The following is a 16,360-nucleotide window of genomic DNA, read 5'->3' as shown; positions in this document are numbered from 1 at the left end:
AAAGGGAGGAAACATGGATGAAGATGACAAGCAAACCTTGGAAGCTGGTGTTGACGGGCATGACGGCCCTGTCTCTGCTCGCCGGATGCAGTTCGGCCAGCGATACGACTACTGGAACGAAGTCAACAGAAGCAGCCGCAGTGAATAAGGAAGGCTTCCCGATTGTTAATGAACCACTAACGCTGACGATGATGGCACCTGATGTCGGTGTTCAGAACTGGCAGGATATGATCGTTCTGCAGCAGATGAAGGAAATGACGGGCATTTCTTTCCGATACTTAAACGCTCCGAAGGATAGCTTTGATACGAAGAAGAACCTCGTATTTGCCAGCGGCGATTACCCGGATGTCTTCTATGCTGCAGGCTTGACGGCGGCTGAACAGATGAACTATGGCGAGCAGGGAATTCTGATTCCGCTTGAGGAGCTTATCGAGGAATATGCTCCGAACTTCAAGGCGCTGATGGACGAGATTCCCGAGATCCGTAAATCCATTACCGCTCCTGATGGGCATATCTACTCCTTGCCTGCGATCGATTTAAGCCAGCACTGGTATCGCAACCCGATGTGGTATAACGGAGATTTCATGAAGGCCCTGAATATCGACAAACTTCCGGAGACGACCGAGGAGCTCTATACCTTCCTGAAGCGGGTAAAAGAAGAAGATCCGAACGGCAATGGTGTCGCCGATGAAATCCCGATCTCTTCCGTATCGACAGCAACGACCAATGCTCGGGATATTCGTACTTGGCTTCTTGGCGCTTTCGGTGTTTATGAAGACGAAATTTATGTTGATGATGAGGATGTTGTTCATTATACCCCGATAGAAGAGGGCTTCAGAGAGTATCTGGTCTATATGAACCGTCTATGGAAAGAGGATTTGCTTGACCACGAAAGCTATTCACAAACCGCAGAACAGAAAAAGGCCAAGGCACAGAACAATCAGGTGGCCCTGTTCTCCGACTGGCATGCCTACATGACCAAAGGGGGAGAACCGTCCACCAAAGATCCGATGTTCGCACCGGTGAAGAGCGATTTGGTAGACAAGCCGGCCATCGCCAAGAACAGAGGGATTACTATGGGAGCTTTTGCCATCACGGTTACCAATCCTGCCCCTGAAGCATCGATGCGTTGGGTGGACTACCTTTACTCTTATGAAGGATCGCTTTTTTTCAACAAAGGACCTGAAGGCAAGCTGTGGGAGTACACGGATGAAGCCAATCGTGTGAAGCGCTATCTGCCTGTTCCAGACGGCAAAGAAATGGAGGATTACCGTGCGACTTTGACGCCAAATTACGGCATTCCGGCTCCTACCATCAACACGGATGATATTAATAAAGGATTGAAGACCGACTTTGATCTGTGGGTTGAGAAGGAAACGAAGGAAAAGCTGCTTGATCGCGGAGCCAGACCTCCGTTCCCTGCGTTGTTCCTTACCGTTGAAGAGCAAACCGAGATTAACAGTCTGAACTCTGATCTGAGCACGTATGTACAACAGATGGAGGCGAAATTCGTTACCGGAGCAGAACCATTGTCAAATTGGGATAACTACCTGAGTACGATGAAGAAAATGGGTGCCGATCGGGTCGTTGAAATCTACCAAGGTGCATATGACCGCTGGAAGTCGAACTAAACATAAATTGTGCCTAGCAGAATTCCAGTGGGCCTGATTAAATCCTGAATATCATACACATGTGGAGGCATAGTCTATGAAAATTACGAGACATCCGAACAATCCGATCGTCGTTCCGGGGAAGTACGAATGGCGTAAAGTCACCGTATTCAATCCTGCGGTTATTATCGACAACGGCAAGTTTTACATGATCGAGCGTACCGCAGGCTCGCTAACGCCTTGCAAGAATGTTTTGGGACTGCTGGAGAGTGAAGACGGAGTGAATTTTACGCACGTAAAAGACGAGCCGATCGTGACTCCTGACATGCTGGGCTTTCCATATGGAAGCGTCCAGGACCCGCGGATTGTCAAAATTGACGGCACGTACTATCTAAACTATGCCCTTAGGCCGTGTGCCATGAGTTACTATCCGACAGGAGCGGGCATACCGGAGCGTTCGATTCCGAAATATCCGGACGAGTGGGGAGAAGAGGAAGGCCACTGGCTCACTCGCTCTTCGATTGTGAAGTCGGACAATCTGATCGACTGGGAATTCGTTGCAGATACGACACCACTCGACATAAACGACCGTGACAACATTTTGTTCCCTGAGAAGATTAACGGAAAATATGTATTGCTGCGCCGTCCGGAGGAATACGTGGGTGCGGCTTACGGAACGGACAGCGCGGCGATGTGGATTACATACTCAGAGGATCTGGTTCATTGGGAAGAGCCGAAGCTTCTGGCCAAGGCCGAGAATCCGGCGTGGGAATCAAGGAAAATTGGCGGAGCAACGCCACCTGTGCGAACCGATAAAGGCTGGCTGGTCCTTTACCACGGCGTTGATGATCAGGTCGTTTACCGTGTTGGGGCGATGCTTCTTGACCTGAACAACCCTGAGAAGGTCATAGCAAGAACAAAGACTTTCATTATGGAACCGGAAACATATTATGAGAAATTCGGTTATCAAATTCCGAATGTGGTGTTCCCGACAGGAAACGTGGTCAAAGACGGCCTGCTCTATATCTATTATGGTGTGACCGATACTGCAATTGCACTGGCTACCGTGCCGGTCGATGAGCTGGTAGAGCATATCTTGAACGAACCGCAGTGAGTGAAGTGTGAGTGAAGTAGAAGCATCAGGGCCCTTTCGAGACAAGATCTCCTAAAGGGCCCTTTTGTTATATATCCAGCCTGTTCGAGCGATGTTGTTTGCGGTACTGACCGGGCGTAAGCCCGGTTTCTTTCTTGAATTTGCGGATGAAATTGGGTGCATCCAGGTAGCCCACCTGTTCGATGATTTCCTTCAGGGGAGCGCTTGTCGTCACAAGCAGCCGAATGACTTCTTCCGTGCGCCTCTTCCAGATATACTGCGAGAAACTGATCCCGGTCTTCTCTTTGAAGCTGCGGCTTAAGTAAGAGGTAGAGACGGAAAATTTAAGGGCAACATGCTCCAGGCTGAGCGTATAGTCGGCAAACTGCTGATTCACATAATGTACGATATCATCGATCAGTTTAGGCGCTGCTTGCTCATGGTTGCGCTCAACCTTCTCGCAAACCTCCGTCGTCAGCGACAACAGCTTGTCCTCGAATTCCTCAAGCGTCTCAAACGACGTATAGTCCGAGATATTGCTGAACACTTCGTTCATTCCGACCTCGGAGGCGGAACGAAGCAGTGCGTTCAGCAGATCGAAGCAAATGCACCGCAGCAGATGAATCTGCAGCGGTTCGCTCCGGATGGTCTCCATCATCTCGGCGATCATCTGCACAGCCACCGACTCGTTGCCTTGCTTCAGGCTTTGCTCCAGCTTGAGCAGCGATTTTCTCGGAAGCCACACGCCTTTGGCGACAGGATGACTCTGCTCTGCCAATTGGTCGAAATAGGTGATGCGGCTGCTGCCAACCATTCGGTGCTCCAGTGCGGTTGCGGCTTCGATGAAGGATTGGTTCAGCTGCCCCAAACTCCGGTAAGGCGTACCTACGCCCATGCTCGGATCGAGCCGCGTGTTCTCGGAGATCAATTCCTGGACCGCGCGAATGATCTGCTCCATCCGGAGCTTCAGCGAATCTTGACCAGGGTCAGGAAGTGATACGATAAGCGCAAATTGATTATCGGCTGAGAATTCAACGCCGTAAATATTCGCATGAAGCCCTGATGGTTCAACATGGCTGAGAATTTCATGCACCTGCTGACGATCATTCTGGACATCCTCGGTCGCATCGTTTTCTTCCCAGGACAGAATCACACAGAAATAAATGACTTGTTCTTGGGGAGATTCCAGTCCGACTCCGGCGATCATTCGCTCGATTTCGGGATCATCCGGCTTGCCGTGCTTCAGTAGAAGCAGCATGCATTGGTTGCGCACGAAGGGCTCTTGCATATCGATACGGGCACTGTAATCGTGAAGGGTCTGACGAATCCAATCCCATTCATTGCGCGTTCTTGGCTCTGGGGCATCGTTGACTCTGAGCTTGGCGAATTCCATCAAGTCCTTAATCGGGTGATATTGGCGTCTAGCCAGCACAAAAGCGGCGAGCACTCCGGTTACGACTGCGATGCCAAACACCATGAGAATGAGCGTCTGTACATGAGCGACCCGGCTGAAGAACTGGTAGCTTGGCATGATGGTCATGTAGTTCCAGCCGTTCTCCCCGGATTTGACGGATACGACGGAGTACTTGTCATTCTTCAGGGAGACATTGTGTATGCCGGCATCAAGCGCAGCCAATGTCCCGAAATGTTCTTGAGACAGGGATACGCCTTGATGGTTGGCTGTAAGCACTTCATCATTTTGATTGAAGATGTAGCTGCTCCCGGTGAAATCGCTAAGAATGGAATCCATGACCCCGGTAAGGTTGGACTCTTTCACCATATATATGACACTTCCGTAGGGATAGGGAGCATTGGGCTTAATAGGTACGATTATAGTCAGCATCGCCTCCTGCCTAGAGCTGTTGATTGTAACATTCTCGGCAGGCCGTATTAACATCTGATTCGTTTCGTGCAGAGCAACGATTATATCTTCCAGACTCCAGTTCTCATAACGATAAAAGGAATCGAACGCAACGTTAACATTCGTTAGGCCGCGGTAAGAATAGATAACCGGGTCGTTATGATAGTATAAGAAAATGTCTTCAATGATGCTGCTGTTCGCCTTATAATTAGCCAAAGCTTGTATGGCTTCCACCCTGTAATAAGAATCACGGACCATATAAGGGGTTAAGCGTCTGTCGTAAGCGATTCGACCGGAAAGCTCCCGAAGCTCCGCGATACGGGAGTCGATGGTCATTTTCACCTGATTCAATTGATTAATGTTGGATTGTTCAATCTCGGTACGAAGCCCGCTGACAGCGCTATCATAAACGAAAATGGTTACCCCCGTCAGGGGAATCAGGAAGATCAGAATATAAGACAGAACGTATCTTAAGAGCAGCTTCGACTTAAAGTGATTCCAGTTTATCCGGAAAGTGGATACGATGAATGATCTGAGCTTGTGAATGGTCATTTGGGTGAAAATCCTCCATTGCATTCTTTCATGTCTGCGGAAATCCGATTTTATCAAAAACGATAAGTTACTTGAAACATTATATCATTATAATGATATAATTCAGAGAAATATTAAAAATTAAATTCATAATAATTACTCTTTACTTAAACGTAACCTCACCGTTGGCGATACAGGCATTCCTCGTTATATCGATCTGGGGCAATGCACCGTCAAAATTGCACAGGCGTTGGCCGATGCATTCGGGTGTACGGTCAATGAGCTGCCCGTCAGCATCGTGCTGTCCTGGTTTGAGCAAAAGGCGGTTGCCATTATGCTGGGCTTATTCAGCCTGGACATCCTGGTCGATATGTTCGGCCTGAAGCTGACAACGGCGGAGGAAGACATGAATGCCATGCTGGCATTGTCATAATTATTCAAATGGCAAATTAAATTAAACGGCCTTACCCTAAAGAAATTCAGGACTAAGGCCGCTTAATTGACTCTTTTGGAAATGGCGGTACAGGGATGACCTCCCTGAGATCGCCATTTTTTTATTTTTGCTGGGCTTAATGGTGTTGGTTTTTTGCTCCCCACTCACATAACTGTTCCAAGATGGGTAATAGCGTTTCCGCTTTATCTGTAAGACTGTACTCGACTTTTGGCGGTACTTGAGGATACTCTTTGCGTGACACCAGGCCGTCCGCTTCCAATTCTTTGAGCTGTGAGCTCAATGTTTTGTAAGTGATTGCTCCTATTTGTCTTTTCAGATCATTAAAGCGAACGGTTTGGTTTTCTGCCAAAAGGTACATAATAACCATTTTCCATTTACCACCAATAATTGAAATGGTATATCCAAAAGGTGTATCTTGAACATTTTTAACTTTACCTTTAAATTCCGCCATACTCATACTTAACACTATCCTTTCGGGTAGTACCTATCATAATTGTGCGTACTATTTTATTATTTGTGCTCAGTCTATACTAACCTTACTTTGATGTAAAGGAGAGAAATAAATGACTAAAAAAACAATACGCCTGTTAATGCCACAGTGGCAAGGGGGAAACAACCCGAACTACTCTTTTGGAGCCGAGCTGCTTGCTTGGCTAGCTCCGGACAGTGATCAGCCCCTTATCCATGTACCGGTTCAAGCATATGATGGAACTCCGCTAGAAAACGAGGATGGAATGAATGGAAGAAAACAGCTGCTTAAACAGCTAGAGGCTGCTCATCATCTTATTGAAGCTCATAAGCCAGATCGCATCGTCATGTTTGGCGGTGATTGCTTAGTTGAACAAGCTCCTTTTGCCTATTTAAACGAGCGGTACGATGGGGAATTAGGTTTAATATGGATCGACGCTCACTCTGATTTGGTCAATTATGTCGGCTATGATAACGGGCACGCATTACCTCTCGGGAATCTTTTGGGAGAAGGAGATGAGGAGTTTGCAAAACATGTGAAAATCTCGCTAAAACCTGAAAATGTCTTTATTGCAGGATTAGCGACTCCTACAGAAGAAGAAGTTGCAGTGATTTCAGAAGCGTTTCAAAGACTAGGTGTTGCACCTACAGAACCAGACACGGAAATGATTCAAAGGCTTGGTATTAGAACTGCCGGAACGAAAGAATTAGCGAGCAGCACTGAATCTATAAAAGAATGGATCAAAGAAAGCGGCATTAAGCACCTGGCTATTCACCTTGATTTAGACGTACTTGATCCACAGGCATTTCGTTCTTTATTATTCGCTAATCCTGAAGAACCCTTTAATTTATCTCCTAAAGGAACCATGCAAATGCCTCAACTAGTGAGTTTGATTAAAGAATTATCTGAAGCAACAGATGTCGTTGGATTAGGTATAACAGAGCATTTGCCGTGGGACTCCATTAACTTGAAGAAACTCCTTGGAGATATACCCATTTTAAATAACTAAAGTTATAAAAGTATTTAATAGAACAACGAACTGCATATACTTAGAAATACATTCCGCACCCTAGTTTTAGGGTGTGTTTTTTTATGGTAGCAAGTGCTATCCAGATCATACTTATTTGAAATATCTCGTTCTCATCGATTTGTATGCAGCCGCGATACCTTTTTATTTTGCTTTGTATCAGGCTTATAAGCTTATAGGCTATATTGACAAGAACAAAGCTTTCTCAGAATTATCCGTGCGCGTTCTAAAGATTGTGCAACCATAATCAGCAGCTTGTTTGTGGTAGGTATGCCACTCTTCTATCTGATTGCGGAGAAAGACGATGCCCCAGGTATCATACTCATCGGAATGGCTCTGATTTTTGCGTCCATGGTGATTGCCGTTTTTGCTGCTGTTCTTCAAAAGCTTCTACAAGAGGCAATTGACGGTCTGAGGTGATAACGATGGCGATTATAATCAATATTGATGTCATGCTGGCTAAACGAAAAATGAGCGTAACCGAACTTTCGGAGAGGGTTGGAATAACAATGGCTAACCTCTCTATATTGAAAAATGGAAAGGCCAAAGCCATTAGGCTTTCAACTTTAGGAGCCATTTGCAAAGCGCTGGAATGCCAACCTGGAGATATTTTAGAATACAAAAGTGACGAGAACACGTAAGGATTATAAAGCAAGGACCCAAAAAATCGCCATTTTGGTGATTCATAGTTGATAAGATGAATGTCTGATGGGGAACTGCGGCGAATCACTAAACTAACGGGCAGTTTAGTTTGCGAAGCAGGCTAGGATCACTCTTTCTAATTTGTGGTAAAATGGTCGTCAAGAACAATTGAAGAGGGGTTGGATACTTGATTCGGGAGTAATTATCGAAGGGTTATTTTTGTCTTAGTAACGGGAAGCGAAAGTTCAACAAACGAAGGCTCGTGAAACATCTATCGCGTGTACATGAGGAGGGTAAGGTATGATGGACGACGGCAATGAGGGTAATTCTCTGGAAAATAATGGGATTGATAATGATCAATGGATCAGCGAAGTGGATCAGATTCTTCATAAGATGATCGATAAGTTAGGTGTAGCATATGGCATCGTAAGGGAAAGTAATAACCATGAGGAGCCAACGTGCTGGAATATTCATATCGAAGATTCTGAAACGGTGCTCACATCGACCATCTTATTCGAATATATGAGCCAGAATAAAAACTTGAAGGAAGCATTGTCTCTTTTTATGTGCGATCAGTTTCCACACTATAGTTAACGAGTGCATTAACGTGTAAAGTTATTCAACTAATGGTCAGGAGAGCGAAAGGGTAATTTTATGTTACAACTTATGGAAATTAAGATCGTCATATAATGAAGGGAGAGAATATGATGATTCTTTTAAGAAGTATATTGATTGTACTATTCGTATCTTTAATCGGGTGTCAGCAAAATACGACCTCAACAGAAAACCTCACTACTGAATCAGATATAGAAGGTTTTGTGGAGCCAGAACCATCGGATTGGGTGAAATATATAACGCCAGTCAGAGAATACATGTATTATAGAACACAAGCCGTGGTTAACAAGGATATTCATATTTTGTGGGATCATTACCCAGATCTAAAAGAAAATATTGACCACAAGCAAGGTGTTAATATTGAGAAATATGAGGTTGAATCCTTAAATCAAAATGTTAACTTGTTGGATGCCAATTATAATATTGAAGATTATGAACGAATTAAAGTGAAATCGATAAACGATAGTAACGTGGAAGTTCTTATTCATGCAAGTATGATTTATTTGAGAGATGATTTTGATGAGTCCGGAGGGGAATATTTAATTAAGCTGTTCTTAGAACATAAGAACAACCATTGGACCGTCGTAAAAACTGACGAATATACTTTACCAGAATATAAAGAATGGATGAAGGAAAAGGAACAGATATAAGCCCTTGTTAAGCCTATCTATTCATAAAATAGTAGACATAAACGAACCATTCCTATCAGGGAATGAGTTCGTTTTTTTCTTTCTAAGGTGTTGGAATGGAATGTGCGCTTTTATGGATTGCTCGATTACATCAGTTTTGGATATATATCCACAATCCATCTGTTGATATACTAGCGTAAACATAGAGAAGGAGGAAAGTCGAATGGCTCTAAGAAGCGGATGACAACAGGACTTAATTTTGATCAGCGTGCAGGTTGTCATGATGGACTTACGTGCAGCAGAAAGAGGGGAGAAGACATGGAGCATTTCGTTAAAGAGAATCTCAAAACCGTGAAGCAGCAGATGGAATTGGCATGCCAAGCCTCGGGTCGTCAGATAGAGGACGTGAAATTGTTGTTGGCAACCAAAACCGTACCGCTTGAAAAATTGCAAATGGCTATACAAGCGGGGGAGACTCTATTCGGGGAAAACAAAGCACAAGAACTACGGGGCAAATTTCCGCTTATGCAGCAGTTCAATCAGGTAGAGTGGCATTTTATCGGACATTTGCAAACGAATAAAGTGAAGGACGTTGTCAAATATGTTACGCTCATTCATTCTGTGGACCGTTTGAAACTGGGGCAGGCCCTTCACCATCAGCTCGTTAAAGAGAACAAAACCATGGATATTTTGGTGCAAATCAACACGTCCTATGAAGAAAGTAAATTTGGTGCTCCTCCGGAAACGGCAGTGGAGTTGGTGGAACAATTGTCCCGGTTCGAAACGTTAAACGTAAAAGGCTTAATGACGATAGGAAAACTGAATGCAACCAACGACGAGACCCGGCATTGCTTCCGGTTACTAAAATGTATTCAAACACAAATCAGAGAGAAAAATTTCCCTCGTGTGCAAATGGATATCCTCTCGATGGGCATGTCCGGTGATTTTAAGGTGGCCATTGAGGAAGGAGCTACCATCATCCGCGTGGGGACAAGCGTATTCGGCCAACGTTACTTGCCGGACAGCTATTACTGGAACGAAAACGCGCACCAGGATGAGTAGGAGAAAGGCAGGAGAACACTTATGAACACAACAACATCGCCTACGCTGCGCGGCCGCGATTTGATATCGCCGACCATAGCCGCTTTAATATCTGTCATTGTCAACTATGGGGGCACCTTTATTCTCGTATTTCAGGCAGCAAAAGTTGCGGGTTTAAGTCCCGAAATGACCGCTTCCTGGATTTGGTCCATCTCCATTGGAGTGGGCATAACCGGGATCTGGCTAAGTTATCGTTACCGGGAACCGATTATTACGGCTTGGTCAACACCAGGCGTGGCTTTTCTCGTTTCGGCCTTAGCGGTAACCCCTTATCCGGAAGCCATTGGAGCTTACATAATCTCTGCCGTAGGATTTATTGTTTTAGGATTATCGGGCATGTTCGAACGATTTGTCCGGCTTATTCCTCCAGGTATTGCTTCTGGGCTACTAGCAGGAATTTTACTGCAGTTTGGCATTTCAGCTTTTGGGGGAGCGAAAGTTGATCCATTGCTTGTCGTTGTCCTGTTTGCCGCTTATATCGTGTTAAGACGGTTTACATCCCGCTATGCGATTGTTGGCATACTGGCCATTGGACTGATTTATTTGATTGTTATGGGAATAGCGGATTTCAGCACGATCCACTTGGCGATTGCATCACCGGTATTTGTCGTTCCGGAGTTTTCACTACATGCTACAATAGGTGTTGCATTGCCGCTATTTATTATTACTTTGACAGGACAATACATGCCCGGAATGCTCGTTTTGCGGAATGACGGGTTTAAGACGAGCGCAAATCCGATTTTGACCGTAACGGGTCTGGGCTCACTTCTTGCAGCACCTTTTGGCTCGCATGCTTTTAATGTAGCAGCCATTACAGCAGCGATTTGCACTGGGAAAGATGCGCATGAGGATTCCACAAAACGCTATATCGCAGGCATTGCCTGTGGCATTTTCTATATTGTTGTCGGCATTTTTGGCGTGACGTTGGCTGCTCTGTTTTTAATTCTGCCGTCTACCTTTATTGCGACATTAGCGGGATTGGCATTGCTTGGCACCATTGGTGGTAGTCTTGCCAATGCTCTAACGGATCCCAAGGGACGGGAGACTGCATTGATTACGTTCTTAGCGACAGCCGCGAATGTCACTCTACTTGGCGTCGGTGGCGCATTTTGGGGACTTGTTGCGGGTTTGGCAGCACATCTATTGATTCATGGGAAATTTCATAAAAAGCAATACAGATCAAGCGGAGTACAGCAAGCGGAACCAAAACAATAGAAGATGTGAACATGAAAACAGGGATAGAGCGGGTCAAAAGACGGGTGCGAGGTTGTTGGTATTATAAAAGCAACCCCGCAAGACGATAAATGCCTTCTTCAATGGCAGCTTCATCTACTTTAGCAAAACCCAGTACCCATCCTTTTCGATTGCTCTCCAAACCATACGTGCTAAGCGGATAAACACGGATACCTTTTTCGAGCGCTAACTTCGTCACGGCTTCTTCGTCAAACGATGGTTCTGCCTCAAGAAGCATATGCAGCCCTGTTTCTACGCCGCTTAGTGTAAAGTGTTCATTCAGACCCGTCGCGATGATAGCTTTCGTCATGGCTTCGTGTCTGCGCCGATATACATTTCGAACTCGTCTCATATGGCGCATGAAATGACCATGTTTAATAAAATGAGCAAGCGTTAATTGCTCCATAATTGGAAGATGACGATAGGTTAGTTCTTGAACTTGGGCAAGCCGGCGAATAGCCTCATTGGGACCAATGATTGCCGAGATGCGAATTCCAGGAGCAACCATTTTGGAAAAACTCATCATGTACAAGGTGTTTTGAGGACGCTGACTGAACAAGGTTGGAAGTGGGTCGCCGCGATATCGAAATTCGCTGTCGTAATCGTCCTCAACAATCCAAAACCGCTGTTCAGCAGCCATATGTAACAATTGTTGCCTGCGAGGTTCCGACATAATAACTCCAACCGCACACTGGTGGGATGGCGTAACAAACACAAGTTTGGACCCAGGGTGAATGCGGTCGACATACAGCCCGTACTCATCGACCGGAACGGATACAACTTGCATACGCCGATACTTCAGCGCCATCCAGGCAGCAGGGAAGCCGGGATCTTCAACCGAAACCGTATCTCCTTCATGTAAAAGGGCTTGGGCGATTAGATCAATGCTATGTTGTGCGCCTGAAGTTAATATGATTTGATCGAGATTCACATGAACGCCCCGTTCAAGGGATAAATAACGTTGAATCTGTTCTCGCAGCGGCAGGAAGCCATAAGCGTTGCCGTAAGCCCAATTGTCCAAGTTTGTTTCTGTGGACGCATGTAAAAAAGATTGTCTCCAATTTTTTTGAAAATGTTCGTCCAGATAGGGCTCATGGGGACTGAAATCGATGTCTACTTTCCGATGTTCTTTGTCTCCGAACCAACTGTGCAAATGACCGACTGAAGCGTTTAATAAGGGCAATTCGGGGAGGAGGGGCCCTTGGGTAGCCGTATCCTCTGATGGACGAGAGGCATATGACCATTCGCTAACTCTTGTCCCGCCGCGACGAGAGGTTACGGTGTACCCGCGGCTGAATAATTCCTCGTAAACAATCTGTATGGTTGAACGGGAAACGCCAATCAATGGAGCGAGTTCGCGGGAGGGGAGCAGTAATTCGCCTGGCGGCCATTTTCCGGTCGTAATATTATGGATTGCTTGATCCAGAAGCTGCTGCCAGATGGGACGTTCATCATCTCGGTTAACTTTTAGCATACATACACCTCTGATGTTATTATGGATTGCTTAATTTACTGATTTATGGATATTAAATAACACTCCATTGATTGATATACTATCATGACAATCGTTGCTTATACAACACAATATAAGTAGACAAACGAGCATACAGAGAGGAAGAGGGTTCATGAAATATTTGGAACAACAAGACAAAGCAGTGGCACATGCTATTCGGCAAGAACTTATACGGCAGCGGGATACAATAGAACTGATTGCATCGGAGAATTTTGTAAGCCAGGCTGTCATGGAAGCCACAGGTACGGTACTGACCAACAAATATGCGGAAGGGTATCCGGGAAAAAGATATTATGGCGGATGTGAATATGTTGATATCGTAGAGGAGCTTGCCACTTCCCGTGTCAAAGAGCTTTTTGGTGCGGAACATGCCAATGTGCAGCCTCACTCCGGTGCGCAGGCGAATATGGGAGTTTATTTTGCATCAGTCAAGTCTGGTGACACCATTTTGGGCATGAATTTATCCCATGGTGGACATTTAACGCACGGGAGTCCGGTGAACTTTTCCGGTAGACTTTACAATTTTGTCCCTTACGGTGTCGATGAACAAACCGGACGCATTGACTTTGATCAAGTGCGAAAACTTGCTCATAAGCATCATCCGCGCATGATCGTTGCTGGCGCAAGTGCTTATCCTCGAACGATTGAATTTGAGTTGTTTGCCCAAATTGCTGCCGAAGTCGGGGCCCTTTTCTTTGTGGATATGGCACATATTGCGGGAATTGTCGCTGCGGGCTTGCACCCCAACCCGGTACCGCATGCGCATTTTGTAACGACAACAACGCATAAAACGTTGCGAGGACCAAGAGGCGGAGTCATCATGTGCCGTAAGCCATGGGCGCAAGCCATTGATAAAGCGATATTTCCTGGGTCACAAGGCGGCCCGCTTATGCATGTCATCGCGGCCAAAGCGGTTGCACTAGGCGAGGCATTGCAATCGGATTTTAAAACGTATATGGAAAAAACTATTGAAAATGCTAATGTACTAGCGGAAACACTAATGAATGAAGGGTTAACCGTTGTATCGGGAGGAACAGATAATCATATCGTTTTGGTTGATTTGCGCACGATTGGACTTACGGGAAAAGAAGCTGAAACCATCCTTGATGAAGTGGGGATTACCGCTAATAAAAACGCAATTCCTCATGATACGGCAAGCCCGTTAGTAACGAGTGGCATTCGCTTCGGAACACCTGCTATGACATCAAGAGGATTGGGCCCCAAGGAAATGAAAGAAGTTGCCCAACTGATTGGACTTGCCTTTAAAAATCCGAACAGTTCGACGGTTAAAGATCAGATATTGGGAAGTGTACGTGAGATTATCTCTCAGTTTCCTTTATATGGCGGGCTTTAATAGTTTTGCTTTAAGTCTGCTAGTAGTTAAATACTCATGGGGTGTCCCAAAAGATCTTAGATCTGGCGTGATGCCTCCTTTTTCTGTGAGGAGACGCTCCGTGTACGAATCGTTCCTCCCATCGCTGTTGCCCCCAAAATTTCTTGAAATGGTACTAGGCAAGGATGAAATTCGGGGGCAAAGGCGACCGCTCTCGCTTGTCCGGAATCGTTTCGTCCTCTCCGCTACGTTGTGCGAAAACATACTCTAGACATACGAAAAGAAACCGTTTCTTGGTAAAATGGAAGTGCGACCCACCATCTACGAAAGGAACGATTTCTTTGTACATTCAATATACCATGGACCAACTTTATCTGCCAATGGACTTGGAGGATGACATTCCTCCTTATCATCTTGTTCGCATCGTCAATGAATCGGTCAACCGCTTGGACGACCGCATCTTTTCAGCTGCCTATCCCGGCGGCGGACGAGACAGCTACCATCCCAAGATGCTCACCCAAGTCATCATTTACGCCTATACGCAGCGAATCTACTCCTGTCGTCAGATCGCCAAAGCCGTCCGTGAGCATGTCATGTTCATGTGGCTTGCTGGGAGACAGCGTCCAGACTTCCGCACCATCAATCGCTTTCGTTCCGAGCGTATGAAAGATGTGTTGGAGATCGTCTTCACGAGCGTGCTTCAGTTTCTTGCCCAGGAAAAGTACGTCAATCTGGAACACTATTTTGTCGACGGCACCAAGATCGAAGCCAATGCCAACCGTTACACGTTCGTCTGGGGCAAAGCGGTCGTTAAGCACAAGGCGAAGCTGCAGGAGAAAGTCCAGACGTTGTTTTCAACTATCGAAGAGGCCGAGAAACAAGAAGAACATGAACGAGTGGGACAAGACCTCGCCGAGCTCGGCGAGTCGTCCGCGTCGGACGAACCGTCCGTCAAGTGAGCAAACCTACTTATGAGACAGCTCCTTATTAAATGGGTGGCCAATCATAACCCCAAGTTACTCAACCCATTCGCCGAAAATTGCGCGAGCTTTGCTCCAATCCACGCCCAGACTGCCTTGCCAGCCAGCCCAAGGCATCTCCATGTCGGAACGACCCTTGGTATTGTCCAGACTGAACTCGGCGTTGATGATCGACTCCATGTTCGTCCAGCGATCCGGGGCAAGCTCCAGGATGCGATTGGGGATCACACCGACCATGGCGAGCGCCTTGAGCATGCCGCGGCGTATGCCGGCGTGTCCTTTGATGATTTTCTCGGCGGTGAGCCGCTTTTCATATTTCCCCGGCATTTCGGCCGCTTCCGCGCGGTCCAGGCTATGCAGCAGATCGCTGAAAGCCTGCTTGTCTTTTTCCGTTGGTTGAATAGGACCTTGCTCCAGCAGTTTGACGAACTCGGTCATGTCTACATACGCGCCGAAGCTCGATCCGCTGTAATTATTGCCCAGATGCATTGCATAACGGATGTAGGACAAGTTGTCCCAGCCTTCGTCGCTATGACTGAATGCGCACACCCTACAGGCAAGAACGCGCTCGGCTTCCTCATACGCATGCGCCCGCGCATGTATCATGGAATGGTAACTGGCCAGCGAAGATATGCCTCGCGGGTAGCTCCCGCCAACCCCGGCGATAAAGGCGCTGCCTACGCTGCTCCAGGAAAGGAAGGGGTTCGTCTGCAGCTTGATCAGCTTGTCGATGATCTCGTCATGACGGATGTATTGCAGTTCATTTGGGACCCATCCGCTGGCGTGGAGCAGCTCCTGCTCGGCCGGAGTAAGTGTAGCGGTCTTATAGATGGAAACCTCGCGTTCCCGATCATAGTCGTTATTCGAGTGGTGGTACAGCTTTTTCAAAACGCGCATCAGCTTGTTATTCATAATAAGTCCTTTCAATCGAGGGGGATAAGCTCGCTCTTCTGATAACTTTGGGATGTCTCATTCTATTATAATAGCAACTAGTAATGTAGACATGCGCTTAAAGGACCAGGCGGGACATAGAGGAAGTGATGTTAATCAGCAGAGGCAAAGCTCGTTATGCTGATGGCAGAACAGTCAAACTGGAGCACTGGTAGTAAGAGCTTGAAATAACGTGCTTAAAGCCAGCCTGGGGATAAACGGGATTTCCGGCTCAAAGCTAACCCGTTGGTGTTGGTCAAGTCACCGATTTTTAGGTTGAGCCGAATAGTCCCAGCTAATCACTTGTAATTCGTAGGCTGATGTTTTATATTGACATAA

14 protein-coding genes and 2 pseudogenes are annotated in these 16,360 nt (G+C 46.3%); 12 read left to right on the top strand and 4 right to left on the bottom strand.

Going from position 1 to position 16,360, the window contains the following annotated elements:
- The first annotated feature begins 17 nt into the window (after positions 1-17).
- Both MHH48_RS19490 and MHH48_RS19485 read left to right on the top strand, forming a co-directional pair.
- Positions 18-1,631: an extracellular solute-binding protein gene (locus tag MHH48_RS19490; RefSeq protein WP_076321588.1), complete on the top strand. Its 1,614-nt coding sequence runs from the start codon at positions 18-20 to the stop codon at positions 1,629-1,631.
- A gap of 76 nt (positions 1,632-1,707) precedes the next feature.
- Positions 1,708-2,724, top strand: a complete 1,017-nt coding sequence (locus tag MHH48_RS19485; RefSeq protein ID WP_076321587.1) for a glycosidase — start codon at positions 1,708-1,710, stop codon at positions 2,722-2,724.
- 67 nt (positions 2,725-2,791) lie between these two features.
- Here the strand turns inward: MHH48_RS19485 and MHH48_RS19480 are convergent, their stop codons facing one another.
- On the bottom strand, positions 2,792-5,116 hold the full coding sequence (locus MHH48_RS19480) for a helix-turn-helix domain-containing protein (RefSeq protein WP_083659593.1): 2,325 nt from the start codon (positions 5,114-5,116) through the stop codon (positions 2,792-2,794).
- A 160-nt stretch (positions 5,117-5,276) separates the two neighbouring features.
- Between MHH48_RS19480 and MHH48_RS19475 the strand changes: the two are divergent.
- Positions 5,277-5,528 (top strand): annotated as a pseudogene (locus tag MHH48_RS19475) (hydroxylamine reductase); the annotation flags it as partial.
- A gap of 136 nt (positions 5,529-5,664) precedes the next feature.
- Here MHH48_RS19475 and MHH48_RS19470 read toward each other — a convergent pair.
- Positions 5,665-6,006 carry a helix-turn-helix domain-containing protein gene (locus MHH48_RS19470; protein WP_076321586.1) on the bottom strand — a complete coding sequence of 114 codons (342 nt, stop codon included), beginning with the start codon at positions 6,004-6,006 and terminating at the stop codon, positions 5,665-5,667.
- Between the two features lie 106 nt (positions 6,007-6,112).
- On the opposite strand from MHH48_RS19470, the gene MHH48_RS19465 reads away from it, so the two are divergent.
- The 7 genes and pseudogenes from MHH48_RS19465 (at position 6,113) to MHH48_RS19435 (ending at position 11,247) form a co-directional block, all read left to right on the top strand.
- Complete coding sequence (locus MHH48_RS19465; protein WP_076321585.1) at positions 6,113-7,027, top strand: arginase family protein; 915 nt, start codon at positions 6,113-6,115, stop codon at positions 7,025-7,027.
- 82 nt (positions 7,028-7,109) lie between these two features.
- Positions 7,110-7,465: pseudogene (locus MHH48_RS19460) on the top strand (DUF2975 domain-containing protein); the annotation flags it as partial.
- A 5-nt stretch (positions 7,466-7,470) separates the two neighbouring features.
- A complete protein-coding gene (locus tag MHH48_RS19455; protein ID WP_076321584.1) occupies positions 7,471-7,686 on the top strand; it encodes a helix-turn-helix transcriptional regulator in 216 nt (71 codons plus the stop codon).
- A gap of 301 nt (positions 7,687-7,987) precedes the next feature.
- Complete coding sequence (locus MHH48_RS19450; protein WP_256720447.1) at positions 7,988-8,281, top strand: hypothetical protein; 294 nt, start codon at positions 7,988-7,990, stop codon at positions 8,279-8,281.
- 110 nt (positions 8,282-8,391) lie between these two features.
- Entirely contained in the window at positions 8,392-8,952 is a 561-nt protein-coding gene (locus MHH48_RS19445) for a hypothetical protein (RefSeq protein ID WP_144023423.1), read from the top strand.
- A 297-nt stretch (positions 8,953-9,249) separates the two neighbouring features.
- Complete coding sequence (locus MHH48_RS19440; protein WP_076321582.1) at positions 9,250-9,993, top strand: YggS family pyridoxal phosphate-dependent enzyme; 744 nt, start codon at positions 9,250-9,252, stop codon at positions 9,991-9,993.
- 21 nt (positions 9,994-10,014) lie between these two features.
- Positions 10,015-11,247: a benzoate/H(+) symporter BenE family transporter gene (locus MHH48_RS19435; protein ID WP_076321581.1), complete on the top strand. Its 1,233-nt coding sequence runs from the start codon at positions 10,015-10,017 to the stop codon at positions 11,245-11,247.
- Positions 11,248-11,308: 61 nt separating this feature from the next.
- Here MHH48_RS19435 and MHH48_RS19430 read toward each other — a convergent pair whose 3' ends face one another.
- On the bottom strand, positions 11,309-12,739 hold the full coding sequence (locus MHH48_RS19430; protein WP_076321580.1) for a PLP-dependent aminotransferase family protein: 1,431 nt from the start codon (positions 12,737-12,739) through the stop codon (positions 11,309-11,311).
- A gap of 151 nt (positions 12,740-12,890) precedes the next feature.
- Here MHH48_RS19430 and glyA point away from each other — a divergent pair, with 151 nt between their 5' ends.
- Entirely contained in the window at positions 12,891-14,132 is a 1,242-nt protein-coding gene (gene glyA / locus MHH48_RS19425; protein WP_076321579.1) for a serine hydroxymethyltransferase, read from the top strand.
- 272 nt (positions 14,133-14,404) lie between these two features.
- A complete protein-coding gene (locus tag MHH48_RS19420; protein WP_256720446.1) occupies positions 14,405-15,070 on the top strand; it encodes a transposase in 666 nt (221 codons plus the stop codon).
- Positions 15,071-15,127: 57 nt separating this feature from the next.
- On the opposite strand, the gene MHH48_RS19415 is transcribed toward MHH48_RS19420, so the two are convergent.
- Positions 15,128-16,003 carry a hypothetical protein gene (locus MHH48_RS19415; protein ID WP_076321578.1) on the bottom strand — a complete coding sequence of 292 codons (876 nt, stop codon included), beginning with the start codon at positions 16,001-16,003 and terminating at the stop codon, positions 15,128-15,130.
- Positions 16,004-16,360 lie beyond the last annotated feature (357 nt).

The organism is Paenibacillus sp. FSL F4-0100 (genome assembly GCF_037993005.1).
Classification (GTDB): domain Bacteria; phylum Bacillota; class Bacilli; order Paenibacillales; family Paenibacillaceae; genus Paenibacillus_AQ.
This window is presented reverse-complemented; position numbering and strand designations above follow the sequence as displayed.